At 47.4% G+C, this 20,707-nt stretch carries 18 protein-coding genes; 12 read left to right on the plus strand and 6 right to left on the minus strand.

Features of this window, described 5'->3' with window-relative positions; genetic code table 11:
• The first annotated feature begins 28 nt into the window (after positions 1-28).
• Complete coding sequence (locus tag ACE3K2_RS19465) at positions 29-1,498, plus strand: PLP-dependent aminotransferase family protein (protein WP_421893834.1); 1,470 nt, start codon at positions 29-31, stop codon at positions 1,496-1,498.
• Here ACE3K2_RS19465 and ACE3K2_RS19470 read toward each other — a convergent pair.
• On the minus strand, positions 1,495-2,121 hold the full coding sequence (locus ACE3K2_RS19470; RefSeq protein ID WP_421893837.1) for a TetR/AcrR family transcriptional regulator: 627 nt from the start codon (positions 2,119-2,121) through the stop codon (positions 1,495-1,497). The genes ACE3K2_RS19465 and ACE3K2_RS19470 overlap by 4 nt on opposite strands.
• A 177-nt stretch (positions 2,122-2,298) precedes the next feature.
• Between ACE3K2_RS19470 and ACE3K2_RS19475 the strand changes: the two genes are divergently transcribed.
• Together ACE3K2_RS19475 and ACE3K2_RS19480 are read left to right on the plus strand one after the other, a co-directional pair.
• Positions 2,299-4,545 carry an MMPL family transporter gene (locus ACE3K2_RS19475; RefSeq protein ID WP_421893840.1) on the plus strand — a complete coding sequence of 749 codons (2,247 nt, stop codon included), beginning with the start codon at positions 2,299-2,301 and terminating at the stop codon, positions 4,543-4,545.
• 258 nt (positions 4,546-4,803) lie between these two features.
• Positions 4,804-5,769, plus strand: coding sequence for a nucleoside hydrolase (locus ACE3K2_RS19480; protein ID WP_421893843.1), 966 nt, complete (start codon positions 4,804-4,806; stop codon positions 5,767-5,769).
• A 274-nt stretch (positions 5,770-6,043) separates the two neighbouring features.
• Here the strand turns inward: ACE3K2_RS19480 and ACE3K2_RS19485 are convergent, their stop codons facing one another.
• The 3 genes from ACE3K2_RS19485 to ACE3K2_RS19495 all read right to left on the minus strand — a co-directional run bounded on the left by ACE3K2_RS19485 (position 6,044) and on the right by ACE3K2_RS19495 (position 9,991).
• Complete coding sequence (locus tag ACE3K2_RS19485) at positions 6,044-7,762, minus strand: methyl-accepting chemotaxis protein (RefSeq protein ID WP_421893845.1); 1,719 nt, start codon at positions 7,760-7,762, stop codon at positions 6,044-6,046.
• 298 nt (positions 7,763-8,060) lie between these two features.
• The gene (locus ACE3K2_RS19490) at positions 8,061-8,807 is read right to left on the minus strand and encodes a DUF3105 domain-containing protein (RefSeq protein ID WP_421893848.1); all 747 of its coding nucleotides are present in this window, start codon (positions 8,805-8,807) and stop codon (positions 8,061-8,063) included.
• 275 nt (positions 8,808-9,082) lie between these two features.
• Positions 9,083-9,991 (minus strand): hypothetical protein, encoded by a 909-nt coding sequence (locus tag ACE3K2_RS19495; protein WP_421893851.1) that lies wholly within the window; start codon positions 9,989-9,991, stop codon positions 9,083-9,085.
• Between the two features lie 374 nt (positions 9,992-10,365).
• Here ACE3K2_RS19495 and ACE3K2_RS19500 point away from each other — a divergent pair, with 374 nt between their 5' ends.
• The 7 genes from ACE3K2_RS19500 to ACE3K2_RS19530 all read left to right on the plus strand — a co-directional run bounded on the left by ACE3K2_RS19500 (position 10,366) and on the right by ACE3K2_RS19530 (position 18,093).
• Positions 10,366-10,710: a Na-translocating system protein MpsC family protein gene (locus ACE3K2_RS19500; RefSeq protein ID WP_017691786.1), complete on the plus strand. Its 345-nt coding sequence runs from the start codon at positions 10,366-10,368 to the stop codon at positions 10,708-10,710.
• Positions 10,711-11,160: 450 nt separating this feature from the next.
• Positions 11,161-12,228 (plus strand): ABC transporter substrate-binding protein, encoded by a 1,068-nt coding sequence (locus ACE3K2_RS19505; RefSeq protein ID WP_421894309.1) that lies wholly within the window; start codon positions 11,161-11,163, stop codon positions 12,226-12,228.
• A 95-nt stretch (positions 12,229-12,323) separates the two neighbouring features.
• The gene (locus ACE3K2_RS19510) at positions 12,324-13,262 is read left to right on the plus strand and encodes a nucleoside hydrolase (protein ID WP_421893855.1); all 939 of its coding nucleotides are present in this window, start codon (positions 12,324-12,326) and stop codon (positions 13,260-13,262) included.
• 221 nt (positions 13,263-13,483) lie between these two features.
• Positions 13,484-14,305, plus strand: a complete 822-nt coding sequence (locus ACE3K2_RS19515) for an ABC transporter permease (RefSeq protein ID WP_036612869.1) — start codon at positions 13,484-13,486, stop codon at positions 14,303-14,305.
• A 4-nt stretch (positions 14,306-14,309) separates the two neighbouring features.
• Positions 14,310-15,101: an ABC transporter permease gene (locus ACE3K2_RS19520; protein ID WP_421893858.1), complete on the plus strand. Its 792-nt coding sequence runs from the start codon at positions 14,310-14,312 to the stop codon at positions 15,099-15,101.
• Between the two features lie 18 nt (positions 15,102-15,119).
• On the plus strand, positions 15,120-16,178 hold the full coding sequence (locus ACE3K2_RS19525; RefSeq protein WP_133386176.1) for an ABC transporter ATP-binding protein: 1,059 nt from the start codon (positions 15,120-15,122) through the stop codon (positions 16,176-16,178).
• Positions 16,179-16,353: 175 nt separating this feature from the next.
• The gene (locus ACE3K2_RS19530; protein WP_421893863.1) at positions 16,354-18,093 is read left to right on the plus strand and encodes an adenine deaminase; all 1,740 of its coding nucleotides are present in this window, start codon (positions 16,354-16,356) and stop codon (positions 18,091-18,093) included.
• A 181-nt stretch (positions 18,094-18,274) separates the two neighbouring features.
• Here ACE3K2_RS19530 and ACE3K2_RS19535 read toward each other — a convergent pair whose 3' ends face one another.
• Entirely contained in the window at positions 18,275-18,460 is a 186-nt protein-coding gene (locus tag ACE3K2_RS19535) for a hypothetical protein (protein ID WP_421893866.1), read from the minus strand.
• Positions 18,461-18,643: 183 nt separating this feature from the next.
• Between ACE3K2_RS19535 and ACE3K2_RS19540 the strand changes: the two genes are divergently transcribed.
• Complete coding sequence (locus tag ACE3K2_RS19540; RefSeq protein ID WP_421893869.1) at positions 18,644-19,381, plus strand: HAD family hydrolase; 738 nt, start codon at positions 18,644-18,646, stop codon at positions 19,379-19,381.
• 107 nt (positions 19,382-19,488) lie between these two features.
• On the opposite strand, the gene ACE3K2_RS19545 is transcribed toward ACE3K2_RS19540, so the two are convergent.
• A complete protein-coding gene (locus ACE3K2_RS19545) occupies positions 19,489-19,839 on the minus strand; it encodes a cupin (RefSeq protein ID WP_421893872.1) in 351 nt (116 codons plus the stop codon).
• Between the two features lie 364 nt (positions 19,840-20,203).
• On the opposite strand from ACE3K2_RS19545, the gene ACE3K2_RS19550 reads away from it, so the two are divergent.
• Complete coding sequence (locus ACE3K2_RS19550; RefSeq protein WP_421893875.1) at positions 20,204-20,683, plus strand: Dps family protein; 480 nt, start codon at positions 20,204-20,206, stop codon at positions 20,681-20,683.
• Positions 20,684-20,707 lie beyond the last annotated feature (24 nt).

Raw genomic sequence — 20,707 nt, forward strand, 5'->3', positions numbered from 1 at the left:
CAGGACAGATGAGGTGTAGTGCATCATTATGAATAAATTACCGAAGCTGGACGATAACGATAACATACCAATCTATGTAAAGCTCTCGAATCATATCAAAAGGGAAATCAGTCACGGGGAATGGGCTGAACATAGTCGATTGCCTTCGGTGCGAAAGTTTGCGGAGATGCTTGGGATAAGCACCACTCCGGTGGAGTGGGCCTATCAACAATTGATCGCTGAAGGTTATATATACAGTCAGCCACGTCGTGGTTATTGTGTTCGTGCCATGGTTGACAGCTATCATGCCATGCAAATTGAGAAATTAGATCCACAGATAGCTGGACAATCTCCCGAGGCTCGAACGACGTGGTCAGATCATCAGGCCATACGTCCTGTCCGTGCAGTTCAATATGATTTTCATATGTCACGCAACGATTTCAGTCTGTTTCCTATGGCCAAGTGGCAACAAACTGTTAATCGGGTCTGGCGGGAAGAAGCAAAGGAGCTATTATTCTATGGAGACCCTCAGGGAGAATGGGGACTACGATGTGAAATTGCTATCTATCTGGCGCAGTTCAGGGGAGTCAGCAGTTCTCCCGAGCAGATTGTTGTAGGTGCTGAACAGCATCTGTTGATGTCGCTATTGGCACAGACCCTGCTTCACAAGGGAGAAGCACAACATTCCATCGGTGTAGAGAATCCTGGGTACCGACTGCTACCGGGCACATTCAGGAATTATGGTTATCAGGTTGTCCCAATCTCTCTGGATCATGATGGCTTAAACTTGACGGAGCTGGAACAGACTGGAGTGAAATTGGCAGCTGTGTCACCCTCTCACCAATTTCCACTAGGTTTGACGATGCCGATAACTCGCAGATTGGCGTTGCTGGATTGGGCGGAACGCACAAAAGCATACCTTATCGAGGATGATTACGATGGGGAGTTCAGGTATTATGGCAGGCCCATTCCTTCCATGCAGGGTCTGCGTGATGGAAGTCGCGTGATCTATATGGGTGGTTTCTCGCAAGCGCTTGCACCTGCTCTTTGTATACATTACATGGTACTTCCCAAAGAATTAATGGATCATTTTCGCGAAATGTATAAGACTGTCCTATTCGAGCAATCAGCTTCCCGGCTCCATCAGCGAACATTGGAGATGTTCATGCGTGAAGGGGAACTGGGCAAGCATATACGTAAAATGCGTAATGTCTACAAACGAAATCATGACCTGATTGTTCAGGCGATTCAACTGCATTTCGGAGATCGAGTTGAAATAAAGGGTCAACATTCAGGCTTCCATCTGGTATTGCGAATGGCAACCAAACAGTCAGCTAAAGAATTGGTAACCGCAGCGATAGAGGCAGGGATACAGATCAGTTCAACGGAATATTTGTGGGCGAACGGGAGCGAACCAGCAGACGGCAAAAGAGAGTTCATTATCGGTTTTGCCGGAATAGAGCCAGAACGCATCGAACCGGGAATTGCCGCACTGGCTAGGATCTGGGGCGATTATTAGTTCCGCTTAACCGCTCCATCGAGAAACAGGGCCACCAGTTCCCGTGCAAGTTCCTCAATGCTGCCGCCATTCATGTTGCGTACATCTTCGCGGTTCGCGAGCATGAGAAGTGACGTAAACGCATGGGCAAGCAGCAGGGGGTTCCCAACACGCAAATAACCGTTGTCCATCTCCTGCTGGAAGTGGGTTGCTAGCACTTCAAAGATGCGGACCTCGGCTTTCCGAATCTGGGCGAGCTGTTCCGCGTCCAGATGTTTCTCGGCTTCTCGCATCATGGTCTCCGTTTCAATATGGGAGTGTTGCATCTTTGCTTCCGCAACCTTGATCAGCCGATCTTGCAGCGTACCTGGTTCATCCAGACGGAGTGAAGTCTGCTGCATGCTCATTGCCATCATGCGTGTAATGGCAACGGTGAACAGATCAGCTTTGCTGGTGAAGTGATAATAGATCGATGCTTTGGTCACATTGCATAACGAAGCGATCTGTTGGAGAGAGACGGGTTCATACCCGTATTCCATAAACAGACGTGACGCGGTCATCAATATGTTGGTTTGCACAGATGCCTGATCGGCACCCGTTTTGGGTCTGCCCGGTGACCGGGGAATGTTTGTTTTTTTGCTCATAGGTACATACCTCTTTACGTATTTAATCGCTTGTTAGACGTGTTCACAAAATTAGGCATTGCAAAATTAACCTTCCGGTATATATAATTAACTCGATTATACTATGACCCGTGGTTCATTACTACACCATCACATAAATAGGGCTTCATAGAAACAGAATAGGGAGATGAAGAGACAATGCAGGAAGGTTCGGGTTACGGTCGCTGGGTTGCCGGCAAACGAAGCAAATGGATTACGCTGTTGGTATGGATCATTATCGCCGTTGTGCTTGGCATGGTATGGCCTGCTGTAGGTGATCGCGAAACCAATAACGCACAGGATCTGAGTGAATCGAAACCATCGGTTCAGGCAGCTGCACTTGCCGAGAAGGAATTCCCGGGCGGTGAAGGATTGCCCGCGCTGATCGTATGGCGTCAAGCCGGCGGTCTGACGGATGAGCAGATTCAGAACATTCAGGCATTAACGGAGCGACTGGATCAAGATCCGGTAGAACAACAGCAGTCTGTTGTACCACTCTATCAATTGCCACCACAGGCTTTGAAAGGTCAGCTTTCGGAAGATGGAAGCACCCTGGTTATGCCACTGTTTTTCAATGAAGGTGCTGATTCGGAACAATTGAAGGAAGGTATTGAAGCACTTGAGCAAAAAACAAAAGACATCTTCGGGGCTAACCCGTTTGATGTAGCTATAGATGATGCCAATACACTGATTGCCCGTGTAACAGGGCCAGTAGGCATATCCATTGACGCGAGCGGACTATTCTCTTCCGCCGATGTATCCTTGCTAATCGCTACGGTTGTACTGGTATTAGTGCTGTTGCTGTTGATTTATCGCTCACCAGTGCTGGCGATTATCCCAATCATTGCAGTTGGATTCGCGTATATGGTGACCAGTCCGATTCTCGGATTCATGGCGGATCAAGGCTGGATCACAGTGGATGCACAGTCCATCTCAATCATGACGGTATTGTTATTTGGAGCAGGAACGGATTACTGCCTGTTTATGATCTCCAGATACCGCCAAATTCTCTATCATGAGTCGGACAAAAAGAAAGCCATTCTCCAGGCAATCACCGGATCTTCCGGCGCCATTGCCATGAGTGGATTCACCGTCGTTGCAGCACTACTGGTACTGTTGCTGGCTGAATACGGTGCGTATCAACGTTTTGCTGTACCATTCAGTCTGTCCATCTTTATTATGTTTATTGCAAGTCTGACACTGGTTCCGGCACTCCTCGCGATCTTCGGTCGGGGTTCATTCTATCCATTTGTACCACGTACACATGAGATGGAAGTGGAACGTGCCAAGAAAAAAGGTAAACCAGCTCCTGCTCCGCGCAAAATTAAGGAAAGCTGGATTGGTCGTATTGTAGTAACGAAGCCGTGGACCGTCCTCGCGATTACCGTGGTATTGCTGGGTGGACTGGCGGCATTCTCTACCCAAGTTAAATTCACATATGATCTGTTGTCTTCCTTCCCCGAAGATGTTCCTTCCCGTGAAGGATTTACAGTCATTGGCGAACAGTTCTCCCAAGGGGAGCTCGCTCCAGTCAAAGTGATCGTTGATGCTGAAGGCAAAGAAACCGATCTGAAGCAACGTCTCGAATCGCTGGATTATATTAGCAAAGTAGGCGATGCCCAGCAGGGCGCCGAGAATGCCAACATTACTGCTTATGATGTGGAATTCAATCTGAATCCATATTCCATGGAGGCGATGCAGCATATTCCGGATCTGCGGGCTACTGCGGAACAGGCGCTTCAAGATGCTGGTGTAGCGAATGTGGGCAGTCAGGTCTGGATCAATGGTCAGACCGCTGAACAGTACGATATTGAAGTGACCGGAGAACGGGATGCCAAGATTATTATTCCGGTGGTTATCGGCATGATTACATTGTTGCTGCTATTATACTTGCGTTCCGTTGTAGCCACGGCGTATCTCATCGCAACGGTTGTTCTGTCGTATTTCTCTGCACTGGGTCTGGGCTGGATCATTATTCACTACGGACTTGGCGCAGATGCCATTCAGGGAGCGATTCCGCTGTACTCCTTCGTATTCCTCGTGGCATTGGGTGAAGACTATAACATCTTCATGATCTCTAGCATCTGGCAGAAACGCAAAACGATGCCGCTTCGTCAAGCTATAAGAGAAGGTGTTGGTGAGACAAGTTCGGTTATTACGTCTGCAGGTCTGATCCTGGCAGGAACGTTTGCGGTACTTGCTACATTGCCGATCCAGGTGTTGGTGCAATTTGGTATTATTACTGCCGTTGGTGTGATGCTGGATACCTTCCTGGTTCGTCCGTTTATGGTACCGGCTATCACCGCTTTACTGGGCAAATGGGCTTTCTGGCCAGGCAAGTATGTTCCGATTGCTGAGAAAAATGAGAAGAAACAGAAGAACCAGAAACAAAACCAGTCCATTTAATGCATGGATGGGGTGAGATGGACAGTGGTGCTTCAAGCCTGCTGTCCATTTATTTATTTTTATAACCATGAGAGTAGAGCGGTGGGTCCTCCTGAGATGGAATGGTGGAACTGTAAAATATCCGCAGGATGAGGCGTGGCCCTTGTTTTCTTTGCATAGGGAAGGTTTACGTAGCCAAGGGTTTTGGGACATAATAGAGGGAGCGTCGGCCATTGGGCAGACGAATGATCAACATCAATAGGACAACCAGGGGGAAGGATGAAAGCAAGTATGACGAACCAACTTAATGTGTATTTCAACCATGACGGCGGCGTGGATGACCTCGTATCGCTGTTCATGCTTCTGCAAATGGACAATGTACATGTAACCGGGGTATCGGTTATTCCGGCAGACGGATATCTGGAGCCAGCAACAGATGCCAGCCGTAAAATTATCGATCGTTTCGGTACATATTCCGTAGAGGTATCCAAATCCAACTCCAGAGGGAAAAATCCATTTCCTCCAGCGTGGAGACTGCACTCCTTCTATGTAGATGCACTTCCTGTATTGAATGAATCCGGTAAAATGGAAGCGCCACTCTCTGCCGTTCCGGCACACCAGCATCTGATTGAGAAAGTGCGCAATACCGAAGGCAAAACGTTGCTCCTGTTCACAGGCCCGCTGACGGACCTTGCGCGTGCACTGGACGAAGCACCAGACATTGAAGAGAAAATCGACAAGCTGGTATGGATGGGCGGCACATTCGAGCGTGGTAACGTGGAAGAGCCCGAGCATGACGGCACAGCGGAATGGAACGTTTTCTGGGACCCGGAAGCGGCTTACCGTGTATGGCAAAGTGGCATCCAGATCGACCTGGTTGCACTGGAAAGCACGAACAAAGTACCTCTGACACCAGCTGTTCGTAACCGCTGGGCAGCAGAGCGTCGCTTCGAAGGCGTTGATTTCCTGGGTAACTGTTACGCAGGTTGTCCGCCACTGGTGTACAGTGAGACCAATTCGACCTACTATCTGTGGGATGTGCTGACAACGGCTTCCGTTGGACGCGAGGACATCGTGAAGAAGAAAACTGTAAACTGTATTGTCATCCCGGATGGTCCTAGCCAGGGCCGCACGGTGGAGCAAGCAGACGGACGTCCAGTACAACTGGTGTATGATACCGATCCGGAAGCGTTCTTTACGTACATGACGGATTTGGGCAAAAAAGCTGCTCCGCAGCGCTACTAATTCAGGTGGCCTCAGGGCTTGCCATCCTTAAGGGTACAAAAACAAAAAGCCGCAGGCAGTGTCCGGAAATGGGGTTGACCCCCATGATCCCGTCCCTGCCGTGCGGCTTTTTGTTTTGGGCTGACTTATATAGATTGAACTATCATTTTACACACTAGAACGTAGAGGACAGAAAAAATCTGAGAATAACAGCGATCGGAAGGTTGTTCTGTCATCGAAGTGGTATATGTGAATATCCTTTAGTTCAATCTATCTAACACAATATAGCTGCCCGCTATATTTTAAATCGACTAATCAATCCGTTCAGCTCACTGGACAGTACCCGGAGAGATTCTGCGGATGCACGCATCTCATCCATGGATTGCAACTGGCTTCCGGTAGCGTGTGATACCTGTTGGATACTTGAAGAGGACTCGCGTGAGATATGTTCCATATCCTCCACAGAAGCGGACACTTCTTCTGCACTGGCAGACAGCTGCTCGGATGCTGCGGATACTTCGTGCAGGCGTTCATTTATCGTCTCAATTCCGGTATGAATGGATGTGAACGAACGGCCTGCCTCCTGAACAACAGCGAGACCGGACTGGACTGCGGATGTGCTGGCTGACATATGTTCCGACAACAGGGCAGTCTGGCGTGTCATCTCGGCAATCAGTTCGGTTACATGCTGGGATGATTGCTCTGATTCCCCCGCAAGTTTGCGAACCTCTGAGGCAACCACCGCAAACCCGCTGCCATACTCTCCTGCACGAGCCGCTTCAATACTCGCATTAAGTGCGAGCAGATTGGTCTGTGAAGCGATGCCTTTCATTAGATGTGCTACTGACTCAATTTTATCAGAGTACTGCTCAAGCTGAGTGGTGGAGGCCACCATCTGCATATTCGCCTGATGAATTTTGTCCATACTGTTCATTGCCGTGTTAATGTTGGTTTGACCTTGCACTGCATTATTGGTCGTTTGCTGCGAGACATCCGCAACCATAGAAGAAGAATTCGCAATATGCTGCATGCTGCGCGTAATCTCTTCCATGGCTACGGTGACTTCGCCTGCTCGGGCCACCTGTTCGGCAGCTCCACTGGCCGTATGATTGGTATGCTCAGCAATACGCTGACTGGCTTCGGCAGTCGTCTGCGAGTGTTTCGATACACCTTCCGCAGCCTGTAGCAGAGAATCGGAGCTCTGACGGATGCCCGTCATGACATCCCGGGTACCTGTAACCAGATGTTTGAACTCGGAAGCGAGTTGTCCTACCTCGTCCTTTCGGTTGAGTTCAACGTTGACGGTCAGGTCACCTTTCCCAACTTCGGTAATCAACTTCTTCAGCTTCACCAATGGACGGGTCAAGTAGTGGGCGAATCCGTACACCAGCAAGACACTGAGCAGCACAATAACCAGGGCTGTCCAGATCATGGTCATCCGGTTGCGTGACATCAGTTCATAGACCGCAGTGGAGTCCAGATCCGCACCGACCAGCCCCAGTACTTTCCCGTCATCTCCATGGATCGGCACATACGCAGTAATGGTAGCGCCATATTCATCCTGTGTGAGTTCGCCTCGAATAGGCTCATTCTGTTCAAAAGCTTGCAGCATTCCTTCATAATGGTTCTCTTCTGCGGAACCGTAAGGGGAAAAGTCATCTTCTGCCACATCGGCAGCTGCTCCATCCACAACGTAGAAATACGTAGCAGTTCCATTTTCTTCGCGTGTACCGAGTGTGTACAGATACTTGAGCCCATTGGCTTCACGCAGCTGGCTGAGCTGCTCACGCAATGTGCCATAATACGCTGTCTCGTCCTGTCCGGTACTAAGTGGTGCATACAGGGAGGTATCAATCAATGCTGCTGCCCGTTCGGCCACAGCCTGTGCCTGCATCCCCATGGACTGCTCGACCAGTTGAGCCGATGAACGGTACATGGTAATGCCAAGAACCGCTCCTGCGGCCAGCATCAGACAGGAAAAAAATAAAAAGATCCGCATAAACAAACTGTTCATTGGTAAAAGTGTTCCCCCTTGATCTGTTGGATGAATCGTCTCTTTGTCTCTTTACTTGGTGCGTGTTGTTCGTTCTTCTTTGGTTCGTATGTATTGTATATATCAAATGTACCATTTTCTACTTGAAATATCGGCATCCGGTCCATAAAGAATTAGCTCCCGAGTCAATTTGATCCGGGAGCTCACAATGTTTCAATCTTAGTTTCAATCTATATAAACCATGCTCATCATTGGAACAAACCTCATTGTTACAACTTAGAGGCGCTTCACATGACTGAGTGATTCCGTCATTACATCATTACATTGTTCCGCCGCCCTGGCGAATGGAGGCAGGAATCTTTTCAGGTCCCTGATTAATATATCTATTGATAAAAGTACCCACTTTGGCATCGTCGAATTGGTCGAGTTTCATCGTTTTGGTCCATGCAGTTACGACGACTTCACTGCCTTCGGGAATATCCTTGTTTGGTACGGCGAGTATACCTGCCCCAGCTTCGCGGAATTTGGCGAGGAATTTTAGATGTTCCTTCAAATCTTCGCTTGCGTTCTCACGATAATAGATGATGATATCCCCGTGCTCCAGATTGTGTACCAGGTAATTATAACCCGGGAAGTCGGTGTAAAATCCAAACTTGATATCATGTGGATTATGCGGCCCTGACGTTGGAATTGTCATCTCATATTGGATAGGGTCCTCCGTATGGTCAGCACCATAATATTTATCGTCCGTCACATCGATTGTTGCATTGGATTCCAGATCAGCTACATTATAGGTTTTACCTGCACCTTGCATGAAAAACAGGCCAAACGTAATAATCGACACAGCCATCATTACGTGTGCAGCCAGCCGAAGGGAGCGACTTTTTTTCTGGATGTCCGCGCGTTCTTTCTTTTTCATGTGGCCCAGGATTTTGCCCTGTGTGCGTGATGCCCAGATATAGGCGGCGATGGAGAACAGTAACACGATTATACCTACGATGAGCCACAGGTAGGAGGTGCCTGCCTCGTGTTCCATTTGCATATGATCCATATGAGTCATGTCCATAGAGAGTTCCTCTGCTTTCTTTGTAAAATGAGTTATTGATACACTACATAATGTAGTGTTAACGGCAACGATGAATCCTCTCATTCCGTAACCGGAGTGGCTGAATTGATTTATTACGTAAATAAGAACATACCTGTTGCACTACACATTATAGTGTATGAACCATGCTCGGCGCAACGCTGCCATAGGAAATCTAAAAAAGACCTTCCCGGCATGAGCAAGGAAGGTCTTAATATAAATCTAAAGAGTCATAGCTTTAATCCAACTGATATAGTTCACAGACGGCCAAACGGCGACAACATCAGTCCGATAATAATCTCACCCAACAAGCGATAAAGAATGAAGAAGATGACCGCATTAGCGATCAGCACGCTGTACATGCTGTCGATGGCTGCTTTGGTGCGATTCAATGGATATTGAAGCAACACTGAATTCAAAGCGACAAACACAATGATATATGAGACAGCAAGCAACGAGATTGCGATGGAATACGAGATGATAATAAACAGATTCGCCAGAACAAGGGATACGACAGCAGGAACAAGCAATGTACCGAACTGGGCAACCAGTGTTTTGGGACGGAAGGTTATTTTTTCAATCTTCAGAATAGCGTACATCAGTGCAATGGAGGCAATCAGAATAATGACGGTGAACAATAGCGGCCTTAAAAATCCACCAATGAACAAGCCGTCCATGCCTATGCGACTAAAGGTAATTAAGAAGTATGTAGAAGATAGAACTGCAATCAGCGCCATCGTTAGCCATCCTTTTAGTGAATGCTGGTCGCCAACCGTTTTCATCGTTTGATAAGGACGGGCCAATACACTGAGGAAATAGGATAGATACTGTTTACTTACTTCTTTGGCTTGCTGAACTTTCTCATTCTGCACAATATTATTCCACTGATTGGAGCTATTGTCCCCTGCAGAAGTATGGTCATTGGTGCCTGTTGATTCTCTTGTCTGTTCCTTGTGTATAGATACGGATGGTGTGTTGGATGGAACGGATGCCTGGGAAGATGTAGACTGGGTACTGGACCAACGGGTATATTCGGGTTCGGAAGCAGCAGCAGACTCGGGATTCGGTACAGGAGTTGGCGAAGAGGTGGTTTGCGTTAGATTAGAGCCGCACCTCTCGCAAAAATGGGCATCTCCATTTTCATGATTACATACTGGACATTTCATGGGTTAAGCCTCCAATTTCTATAAAATAAAAAACATGTCAACATTGTGTCTCATTTTAACGGTTAATGACGAAGTTTGTCTATGTTTCGCAGGAATTAATACCCTTATAGGGAAAGTTGAAACGAGGACTCGAATGCTGTGTATTAAAGCGTAGTTTAGAAGTAACAATAGTATAGGACTGCCATGCAGGCATTTTAATGTAAATTCACTGTGGTTTAAGACGAATTGTTTTTGGGGTAAATGTCTTATCGTTCGCTTCTGTGTGTGATTTTCATGTTAAGTATATCTTTTGGGTTGCTCATTTCAGAAGATTTATGTATAATCAATCGTGTTAACACGTCGAATGTACGGTAGTAGGAGATGTGGGTGAGTTCATGGAACTACTGGACAGCAATGAGAGCAAGAAGAAGATGTGCCAGTATTATAACGAAATCTCGAAGGAACTGTTTGGATTTGGCACCACTCTCCTGAGAGTGACCATTGACCAGAATATTGTGACCTTCTACGCGAAGCACCGACGTTCACCGCGCTCTGACGCCCTGGAAGGGGAGGCCCCCGGCTTAAAGCTGGAAGTGGACTTCCGCATGTCTGTCTTATATAAGAAGAAATTCCGGGAGAAGCTCGAGCAACACATGGGTTTGCCAATTGAAGCGATATTGCGGGATTATGATGCCTCCACTCAGTGGGCGATCACCAATGTGATTCTGGAACAGGCCTAAGGATGGATCGGCAGGATTGATTCTTGTTGATGTATACGGAGGTTGTGGCCCGGATTCATGATCAGGTTTCGTACAATTTCATATGTATGGCGTCTGTCTTTGGATTGATTCTGAAGCAGAAACCGATGATGTACCGGCAGCGGGTGTCGCTTTCCTTTGTTTACGAAGAAAAGTGTTCTTGTTTATACAAGAATGCTTTTCTTTTTGTTTTTTAAGTCGAACTAGCCCTGTATAACACATCATATTCTTCGAAAATCAGAAAGACCTTTCAATCGCTGTTATCCCCAGATTTCTTTTATTACCCTTATCTAAGGGAGAAATCTTGTGATAAAGGCGAACACTTCGTTTCTCCAGGTTCTTTCTGTTTTCTACGTAAGATGTGTTATCAAGCTAGTTCAACTTAATGGTTGGGTTGTTAAAACACATATATCAGGGGGAATCAGGATCATGATGAAAAAGTGGATTAGCGGTTTGGCAGCAGTGGCAATGACATCGGTATTACTTGCAGGTTGTGGCAGCACAGAGGATGCAACAGGCGGATCAGGCAATGGAGGAACGGCAGCCACCAAATTGGTTATCTCCACTTGGGGCTTCTCGGAAGATTTCTTCAATGAATCGGTATTTGGTCCCTTTGAAAAAGAACATAATGTGGACATCGTGCTCGAAGTCGGAAATAATGCTGAGCGCCTGAACAAAATCCGTCAAGGTACATCAAATGTCGATGTCATCTACCTGTCGGACTACTATGCACAACAAGGTATCGATGAAGGTCTGTTTGAGAAAATCGACCGCTCCAAAATTCCAAATGTAAATGACATTTATGATATTGCCAAAGCACCACTTGGTGAAGATTATGGCCCGGCCTACACAGTTGGACAGCTCGGAATCGCTTATAACCCGGACCTCGTTTCCAAAGAAGTGACTTCATGGAGTGACCTGTGGGACCCGGCGTTCGAAGGTAATCTCACTATTCCGAATATTACAGCAACAGCTGGTCCGATGGTTGTGGATGCAGCTTCCCGTGTAGCTGGTAATGATACGTTTAATGAAGATGCGGCATTTGCTGAGCTGAAAAAACTGAGCGGTAATGTGGTGAAATTCTACAGCCAAACGTCCGAGTTCGTGAACATGTTCTCCCAGGAAGAGATTGCAGGGGGACCGATCATGGAAATGTATTTCAAAGATCTGAAAGCTGCCGTGCCTAATGCGAAATTTGTTACACCTAGCGAAGGTGCATATGCCGTAATGAACACGATCAATGTCGTGAAGGGCAGCAAAAACAAAGAGCTCGCTGAAGAGTTCATCAACTGGCAGCTGAGCCAGGATGTACAAGCAAAATCCGCCAAAGCTAAAGTCGATTCCCCGGTAAACACCAAGGTTGAACTAACTGCTGAAGAAGCAGAGGGCGTAACATATGGCGCTGAGGTTGTTGAGAAGCTGAACAAGCTGGATATGGAATTTGTGAATCAACAGGTTAAAGGCTGGACAGATCGTTGGAACCGTGAGATTGCACAATAAACAACCGAGTTTCTTGATAGTTATCTTTGATCTATATTTTGAACTTATATCATTTGCAGCAAGCAACAATATCACCGCACAGGAGTTGAGAACGGATGAGTGAATCGCAGAATCGCATCATTTTGGATGTGGACACGGGAATTGACGACGCACTAGCCATTTTGCTGGCGGTCAAAAGCCGGAAGCTGGACATTCTCGGCATTACCACAGTCTGTGGGAACGTATCACTCCAGCAGGCAACAGAGAATACATGCAAAATTCTTGAACTCGCGGGTGCAACTGAAATTCCGGTGATTGCTGGAGCGGCAGGACCCCTTACTCGCAAGTCGCATTATGAACACCGGGTACATGGACAGGACGGGTTGGGCGGTGCGCTGCCTGATCCGGCCGTGTCCAAGCAAGCCGAGGACGGTTTTGCACCGGACTTTATCGTGGAGCAAGCCAAGTTATATCCGGGCGAACTGACATTGATCATGACCGCCCCATTAACGAACCTGGCACTCGCGCTGATGAAGTGTCCTGAATTACCTTCTTTATTGAAGGAAGTCATCTTCATGGGTGGTGTGGTTCGCGGACATGGCAATATTACACCGACCGCCGAGTACAACACATACGCTGACCCAGAGGCGGCACGTATTGTATTGCATGCAGGCGTCCAGAAGCTTACTCAAGTCGGCCTGGATGTAACCCGTCAAACACTGCTGAATGAAGCAACGATTGAGCGTCTTACTGATCCTGCACTGCGCGCGTACGTGGCTCAGAGTACGGAGATCTACATCAACCGTTATGAACAAATGAACGGCGTCCGCGCTTGTGCGTTACATGATCCACTGGCTGTAGGCGTTGCCCTTGCGCCTGAACTGGTAGGACGCAAATCGTATTACGTGGATGTTGAAACCGCCAGCCGCCTGTGCGATGGCCAGATGGTATGCGACTTCCAAAACCGTTTGGGCGAGCCGCCCAACACGCTCGTCTGCGAAACCGTAGACGCAGAAAGCTTCCTTGAACTATTTATCAACGCGTTAAACGCGTAGTTGTGATAGTTAAATTCATATTTTACACCATAACGTAGTGACAGAAGAAAGCTGGAGAAGCGAAGCGTTCGCCTTTATCCCCGGATTTCACCTTTTCAAAAAGGATCAAAAAAATCTGGGGATAACAGCGATCGAAAGATTCTTCTGGCACGGAGTGAGCTAGTGTAAAGTTGTGCTTTTAACGTGTGAATAAAACCATTTTAAGAGTCAGGAGTATCGCGATGAAGAAATCAGTAATCTACTGGCTATTGCTGCCGGGATTCGTGTTTTTGGCGGCATTTATGATCATTCCGATTGTCCTGACGATCGGATCGACGTTTTTCCAAGAAAACTCCTTCACGTTTGAAGGATACATGCATTTTTTCAGAGACCCATACTTTTTGAAAATATTGCTTACGACGCTGCAAGTCAGCGTGGTCACCACCATCGTCTGTGTGGTGCTCGGATTCCCGACAGCTTATTATATTTCGCAGAAAGCGCCACGCCGCAAAGGCATTTTGCTGGCACTGGCAATCTTCCCACTGCTGACAAGTCCGGTTGTGCGCTCGTTTAGCTGGATGATTATCCTTGGACGCAAAGGTCTGATCAACAACACTCTTGTTGGTCTGGGTATCGTGGACAAGCCGCTGGATATTCTGTACACCCCGGCAGCGATGATGATTGGTCTGACACACCTATTCCTGCCACTGATGATTATCTCTCTTGTCGGTGTACTTGAGAACATTGACGGTGACCTGCTCAAAGCAGCACAAAGTCTGGGCGCGTCGCGTATTACGGCATTCCGCCGGGTTGTGTTCCCACTGGCTGTGCCAGGACTTGTGATTGGAGCCGTGCTTGTCTTTGTTGGAAGCCTGACGGCGTATACCACACCTGCCCTCCTTGGAGGCAAGCAGCGCGTGATTGCTACGTTCCTGTATCAGAACGCCATGACCCTCAACGACTGGTATCTGGCCTCGGTTGTTGCCGCGATTATGATTGTGATTACATTTGTCGTGGTTGGTGTCATGAACAAAATGGCCAAAACTTTAAATCCGAAGGGGTAGACATATGCGGGAGAAACATATCGGGCTGGGCCTGTTCAGTCTGCTGGTCTTTATCTTTCTGCTGGGCCCGCTTCTGATCATATCGGTCACTTCGTTTGAACCGGGAACGGTACTCAAATTTCCGCCGGAAGGGTTCTCCTTCCGCTGGTATGAGAATATTTTCAACACAGGCGGTTTCCTCCGTACGTTCCAGACGTCCATCATCATATCCCTGCTGGGGAACCTGTTGGCGCTGGTGCTTGGAGTTCCGGCTGCGTATGCACTTAGTCGTTACGATTTTAAAGGCAAGTCCGTGCTGAACGCACTGTTCCTGTCACCGGTACTGATCCCGGGAATCGTACTTGGTTTTACATTGATGAAATATCTGATCGTCATCTACCATCTGCCAATGTATCTCGGATTGCTGATTGGTCACACGATCATCATGCTTCCATTCATCATTCGGGTTATCGCATCGAGTCTGTCGAGCTTTGACTTTGCCGTGGAAGAAGCGGCGCTGAGTCTTGGTGCGGGACGGGTAAGAACGTTCTTCACAGTTGTGCTGCCCAACATCCGTTCAGGAATTATCGCTGCGGTGCTGATTGCCTTCCTGGAGTCGTTCAACAACGTGGATATCTCCGTGTTCATGACTGGACCGGGGGTAAGCACATTGCCAATCCAGATGCTGACGTATGTGGAGAATTACTTTGACCCAACGATTGCAGCGATTTCCATGCTGTTGATGGTATTGACCGGACTCTTAATGTTCGTGATCGAACGGATCATGGGCGGATTTTCATACTTTACTAAACGTTAATTGGAGGCGCAGAACGCTATGGCATTGCTGACATTAGACCACGTATCCGTGGCATACGATAAGCAGACAATCCTGAAGGATTTTCAGTTGGAGCTGGAAAAAGGTAAACTGCTCTCCCTGCTCGGACCGAGCGGTTGCGGCAAAACAACTACGCTGCGCCTCATCGCCGGATTCCTGGAAGCATCACAGGGCAAGTTTATGTTCGGCGGCAAGGATTATACGAAGGTTCCCGCGAACAAGCGGAACTTCGGATTTGTATTTCAGAGTTATGCGTTATTCCCGCATCTGTCGGTCTATGACAACGTGGCCTTTGGCCTGCGGATGCGCAAGGTCAAAGACAAGGATATCTCTTCCCGTGTGATGCGAATCCTGGAAGTGGTTAACCTGAATGGGTTTGAGAAACGTTTTCCACAAGAACTGTCCGGTGGGCAACGTCAGCGTGTGGCAATTGCTCGTGCATTGGTCATTGAGCCCGACCTGCTCTTGTTCGACGAACCGCTCAGTAACCTGGATGCTAACTTGCGCCTTAACATGCGGGTGGAGATTCGCCGGATTCAGCAAGAGCTGGGTATTACAACGCTGTATGTCTCTCATGACCAGGAAGAGTGCTTCTCAATCTCGGATCAGGTCGCGATTATGAATAAAGGCGTGGTTGAGCAGCTCGACCGCCCGGAAACGATTTTCAAATATCCGGCAACGGAGTTTGTCGCACGGTTTATCGGCTTCCATAATTTCATTGAATTCGCGGATCGCAGCGATGCAGGTGAACTCATCACATTGCATGCGGGTGGACGCACATTTACGGCAACAGCACATCCTGGTACAGCACGTCCCGGTGCTCGCAAAGGCGCAATTCGCCCGGATGATCTGATCGTTAGTGGTGATACTTCTGCAGATGTCGTGAACGCCTTGCCTGGGATTATTAAAGTGAGTACGTATCTGGGACGCAGTTATCAGTATGTGGTTGAGACGGAGCTTGGTGATTTTACAGCCAATCAGGAGATGGAAACACCGTACCTTAGCGGTCAGCGTGTTAACCTGATTTTCCCACAGGACAAGCTTGTACTGGTGGAGTAGCCGTGAATGGTTGGAATAGCTTAAAGAAATAAGAGCAGTAAAGAAAGCATTTCATGTGGTGATTCCGGGCGATGGCAGTGGTGCGCAGTCATGTGCAGTACAGCAGATTAAAGTGCAGGTTCATTGTCCGGTTCGGATCGCGGTGAAATGCTTGTGAAGAAGGAGATTATGTCCCATGCGTGCAGATCAACTGATTGTGAATGTACATGTGTATAACAGTTATTATAAACGGTTTGAAATGAACAACGTTGCTGTGTTGGACGGCAGATTCCTATACGTTGGACCCGGCGGGCAGGAGATGATTCAGGCAGATGAAGTCATTGATGCGCGGGGAAGGTACATGATTCCTGGCCTGATTGATATCCATCTGCATATCGAAAGCACGATGGTGACACCGGAAACCTTTTCTCATGGTCTGATTGGTTGTGGAGTAACGTCCATTGTCGCAGAACCGCATGAGATGGCGAATGTGTTTGGGCTTGAAGGGGTGCAGGAGATGATGGCCGCGAGTCGAGAGACCACGGTGGACATGTTCTATGCGATCCCAAGCTCCGTTCCGGCAACCCCGATGGAGACAACAGGTGGTTCGATTGAGATCGAAGACATGGATGTGTTGCTCGCAACTGGTGAGATCATCTGTCTGGGAGAAATCATGAACTATGTCGATGTCATCCGTGATCCGGAGTGCAAGACCAATCAGATTTTACAACATATTCGCAAAAACTATCCCGATCTCGTGATCGAAGGACATACACCGAAACTGCTTGGACTCGATCTGCATCGACTGATCTACGCAGGTATTGATTCCGATCATACCCATCAGAGCATTGAGGGATTACAGGCGCGAATTGCGGCAGGCATGTTTATTGAAATTCAGGAGAAATCGATGACCCCGGAAGTCATGGAATACCTGATTCAACATGATGTGGCGCAGCATTTCTGCTTCGTAACGGATGATGTAATGCCGGATTCGCTGGTGGAGCGAGGACATCTGGATCATATCGTACGTAAGGCAATTCAGATGGGAATGCGCCCGGAAGACGCGATCTATGCAGCAACATCTACCCCTGCTTCCCGGATGAAAATGACTGATCGCGGCAGTATTGCCCCAGGTAAAGTGGCGGATTATGTGCTGCTGTCCAATTTAGATACACTTGCAGTAGAGCAGGTGTACAAAAATGGCCGTAAAGCTTATGACGACTACGAACCGTACAAGCAGGACCGGATCAGTGGACAGTTCCCACCTCACTTTTACAAGAGTGTACAGTTGGAGAAGCTGGGCGTAGCAGACTTTGCAATTCAGTTGTCAGACCCGAAAGTCAGTGGATCAGGTATTGATCTCGCTAGCGAAGGTGAATATCAATGTCGTGTCATGATGGTCAAGGATGGTTCTACTTTTGTGGAGGAGCATATTGCACCGATTCAGTCTGCGGATGGCGAATTGCGCTGGGAAGAAAGCGGATATGCGCAGATCGCAACCTTTGAACGTTATGGCGTGAACGGCAATCATGCACATGGTCTGATCGGTGGAGACACCATCAAACGTGGTGCTATTGCTACCACATATTCACACGACAATCACAACCTGCTGGTTGTGGGACGCAATCGTGAAGATATGATACTCGCAGCTAACACGGTAATTTCGAGCCAGGGTGGGTTCTGTGTCGTGGAAGACGGCAAGGTGTTATCCCATCTGGAACTTCCCGTAGGTGGCATTTTGACGGAAGAGCCCCTTGCAGTGGTGTCCCATCAAGTGAAGGAACTGAGAGCAGCGATGTTGTCTCTTGGGTACGTGCATTACAACCCGATCATGTCGATCAGTACCCATTCTCTTGCAGTAAGTCCCGCGCTGAAGATTACGGACCATGGCCTGATTGATGTGAATGCAGGTAAGGTTGTATCGTTGATTGTATAAGTGGGATAGACACATCTGGTGGTATTCTTCCGATGATTGATTAGATTATTCGTTGTTATATCGTTGGTGTGTTCTATAAGAAAAAGAAGCCCCGGTTCACTCAAGTGAACCGGGGCTTCTTTTTGGCAAATTCATATACGTATTATTATGTTCTTGTAATTATAGTTAATACGAACCCTGTTTATATTAATTTCTCTGGATTTATCACCTTAATGGAGACCACTTCTCCGCAATCCAAACAAACGGTATATACCCTTTCTGAACCAATCGACAATTTCTTATCCAATGGACGAAGATTAATGAAGTCGGATGCCTGTACGAAAGATGTGCTTCCACAATCGGTGCATTTCTCTACTGTAGTACTCATATGTTCATTCCACCTTTTAATCATTTTGGATGTGTTCCTTAATAAATTATATTCCAGTAACTGGGATGTAGCAATTATTGATTGTCCACGTTTACCAAATCCATTTTGGACGAGGCATAGGATTACATATATAGTAGTAAGAAGAGAATGCTTGAGACAGGAGCAGGAGGATCAGTAACAATTATGAATATAGTAAATAATGCCAAAACGATATTTTTCGACGTGGATGATACGTTATATGATCACTTGCAGCCGCTTCGTGGCGCGTTGCAGGATGTTCTCGGCCTGACGGATGACTTTCCTTTTGCTGAGGTTTATCACCGTTTTCGTTATTATAGTGACTGGCTGTCTGCACAAGAAGATCTGTCCGCTGTACCAGAGCCAGATGCGGTAGAGCGAATGCGTCGTCAGAGGTTTGAGTTGACGATGGAAGAATTCGGACTCCCCCTACAACCGGGTCAGGCTGAAGAACTGCAAGCTCAGTATCTGAGCAGACAGTTTGAGATTGTGCCTTTTGAAGGAGCCTTTGAGCTAATTAGAAGGCTTCAGGCAGAGGGCCATACCGTTGGACTAATCACCAATGGAGAAGGAGAGCATCAGCGGCGCAAGCTTGAAGCACTGGATGTGCTCAGTCTCGTGGACGAGCATCTGATCTTCATTTCTGGTACGACTGGTTATGCGAAACCGGATCGCAGATTGTTTGACTATGTGAGTAAGCAGTCCGGGACAGATGCCCGTTCCAGCTATTACATTGGAGACTCGTGGCGTAATGATGTGGTAGGTGCAGTGGATGCAGGCTGGACGGTTATCTGGTTCAACCATCGGGAGGCGCTGCCGGAATCCGATCATCAGCCACATTTTGTAGCATCGAGCTATGAGGAGATCAGTCGTATTCTGACTTTTGAGGTTGTCCGTGTTTAAGAAGATATATGTTTAAAGGAGCAGTCCTGTTACCGTTTAGGTGCAGGTCTGCTTTTTAGTGTTAAAGAAGGACGCCATTTACTACGCCAAACCTCTATTAATACCTTCTATAACGGCAACAATAATGAGGCGTCTAACTCCTCGCTTTCAATTACAATGGCCATGAGTCCAGCTTCTGTTTTGGTTTCGTGCCATTCATCTTTATCCCAGAGTACGGCATCGCCACAATGCACTTTGATGTATTCGTTGGCTTCACCTCTTACCCAGCCTTCTCCGCTTACGATCAAAAGCAGTTGAGGAACCACAGCTTGGTGATAACCTACTACTCCACCCTCAGGCAAGTGCATACATCCGATATGAGCTGTTTTGTCTGTCTGCGTAATACGTGACATGACGAAATTGGAATCAAATTGGGTAATCTTCTTCCCGGACTCTTGTTTAAATTGAAATATCCTCATGTTTACCTCCGCAATCGTGACTAAGTTAACTTCCTGTAACGAAAATTGTCTTTAATATGAGTATCATCTCATCTTATCCATAAAATTGATGGTAACCTAATCAGATGAGTTTATCATAGCTCCAATAGGTTGGGGGAGAAATTTGCTTCAAATCATTTGTCTAAGTGCCTTTGCCGTCGTTTCTATGAAGCTGTACTTCATGGAATCTTCATTCATAAGACAGTGCAAAAGCCTTCCCAAACTATAAATGTAGTGTTATAATTAAAACAAGATTTAGATTAAGTCTAAATTAAAATAATGAATCAAAGCAACGCCATAACAATCATTTAAATTCTATTTTTATATTCGAGAGGGGATAAATTCCATGAGCACAATCCAAACTAGGAACAACACTTTTGCCAACAACGCCACAGCACTTCAAGAGGTCCTGAACCGTCAGATCGCAGGTTGGTCTGTACTATACACGAAACTGCATAACTTCCACTGGTATGTCCAAGGACCTCATTTCTTCACACTGCATGCCAAATTCGAAGAGCTGTACAATTTGGCTACGGCCAATATGGACGAAATTGCAGAACGTTTGCTGGCTATTGGTGGACGTCCGGTGGCTACGATGGCTGAACAGCTGCGTCTGTCTCCAATTGAAGAGGCACAAGGCCAGTTGTCTGCAGAGCGTATGGTAGAGTCGGTAGTTGCTGATCTGCGTACGATGGTGGAAGTGATTCATCAAGGCATTCACGAAGCAGGAGAAGCAGAGGATAACGCAACGGAAGATATGCTGATTGGTTTCACCGCTGCGCTGGATAAAGAGGTCTGGATGTTAAACGCATTTTTGGGCAAATAAGCATAGTTACCCCTCATCCTGACA

The sequence above is a fragment of the Paenibacillus sp. genome (assembly GCF_048976745.1).
In the GTDB taxonomy this organism is placed as follows: Bacteria; Bacillota; Bacilli; order Paenibacillales; family Paenibacillaceae; genus Paenibacillus.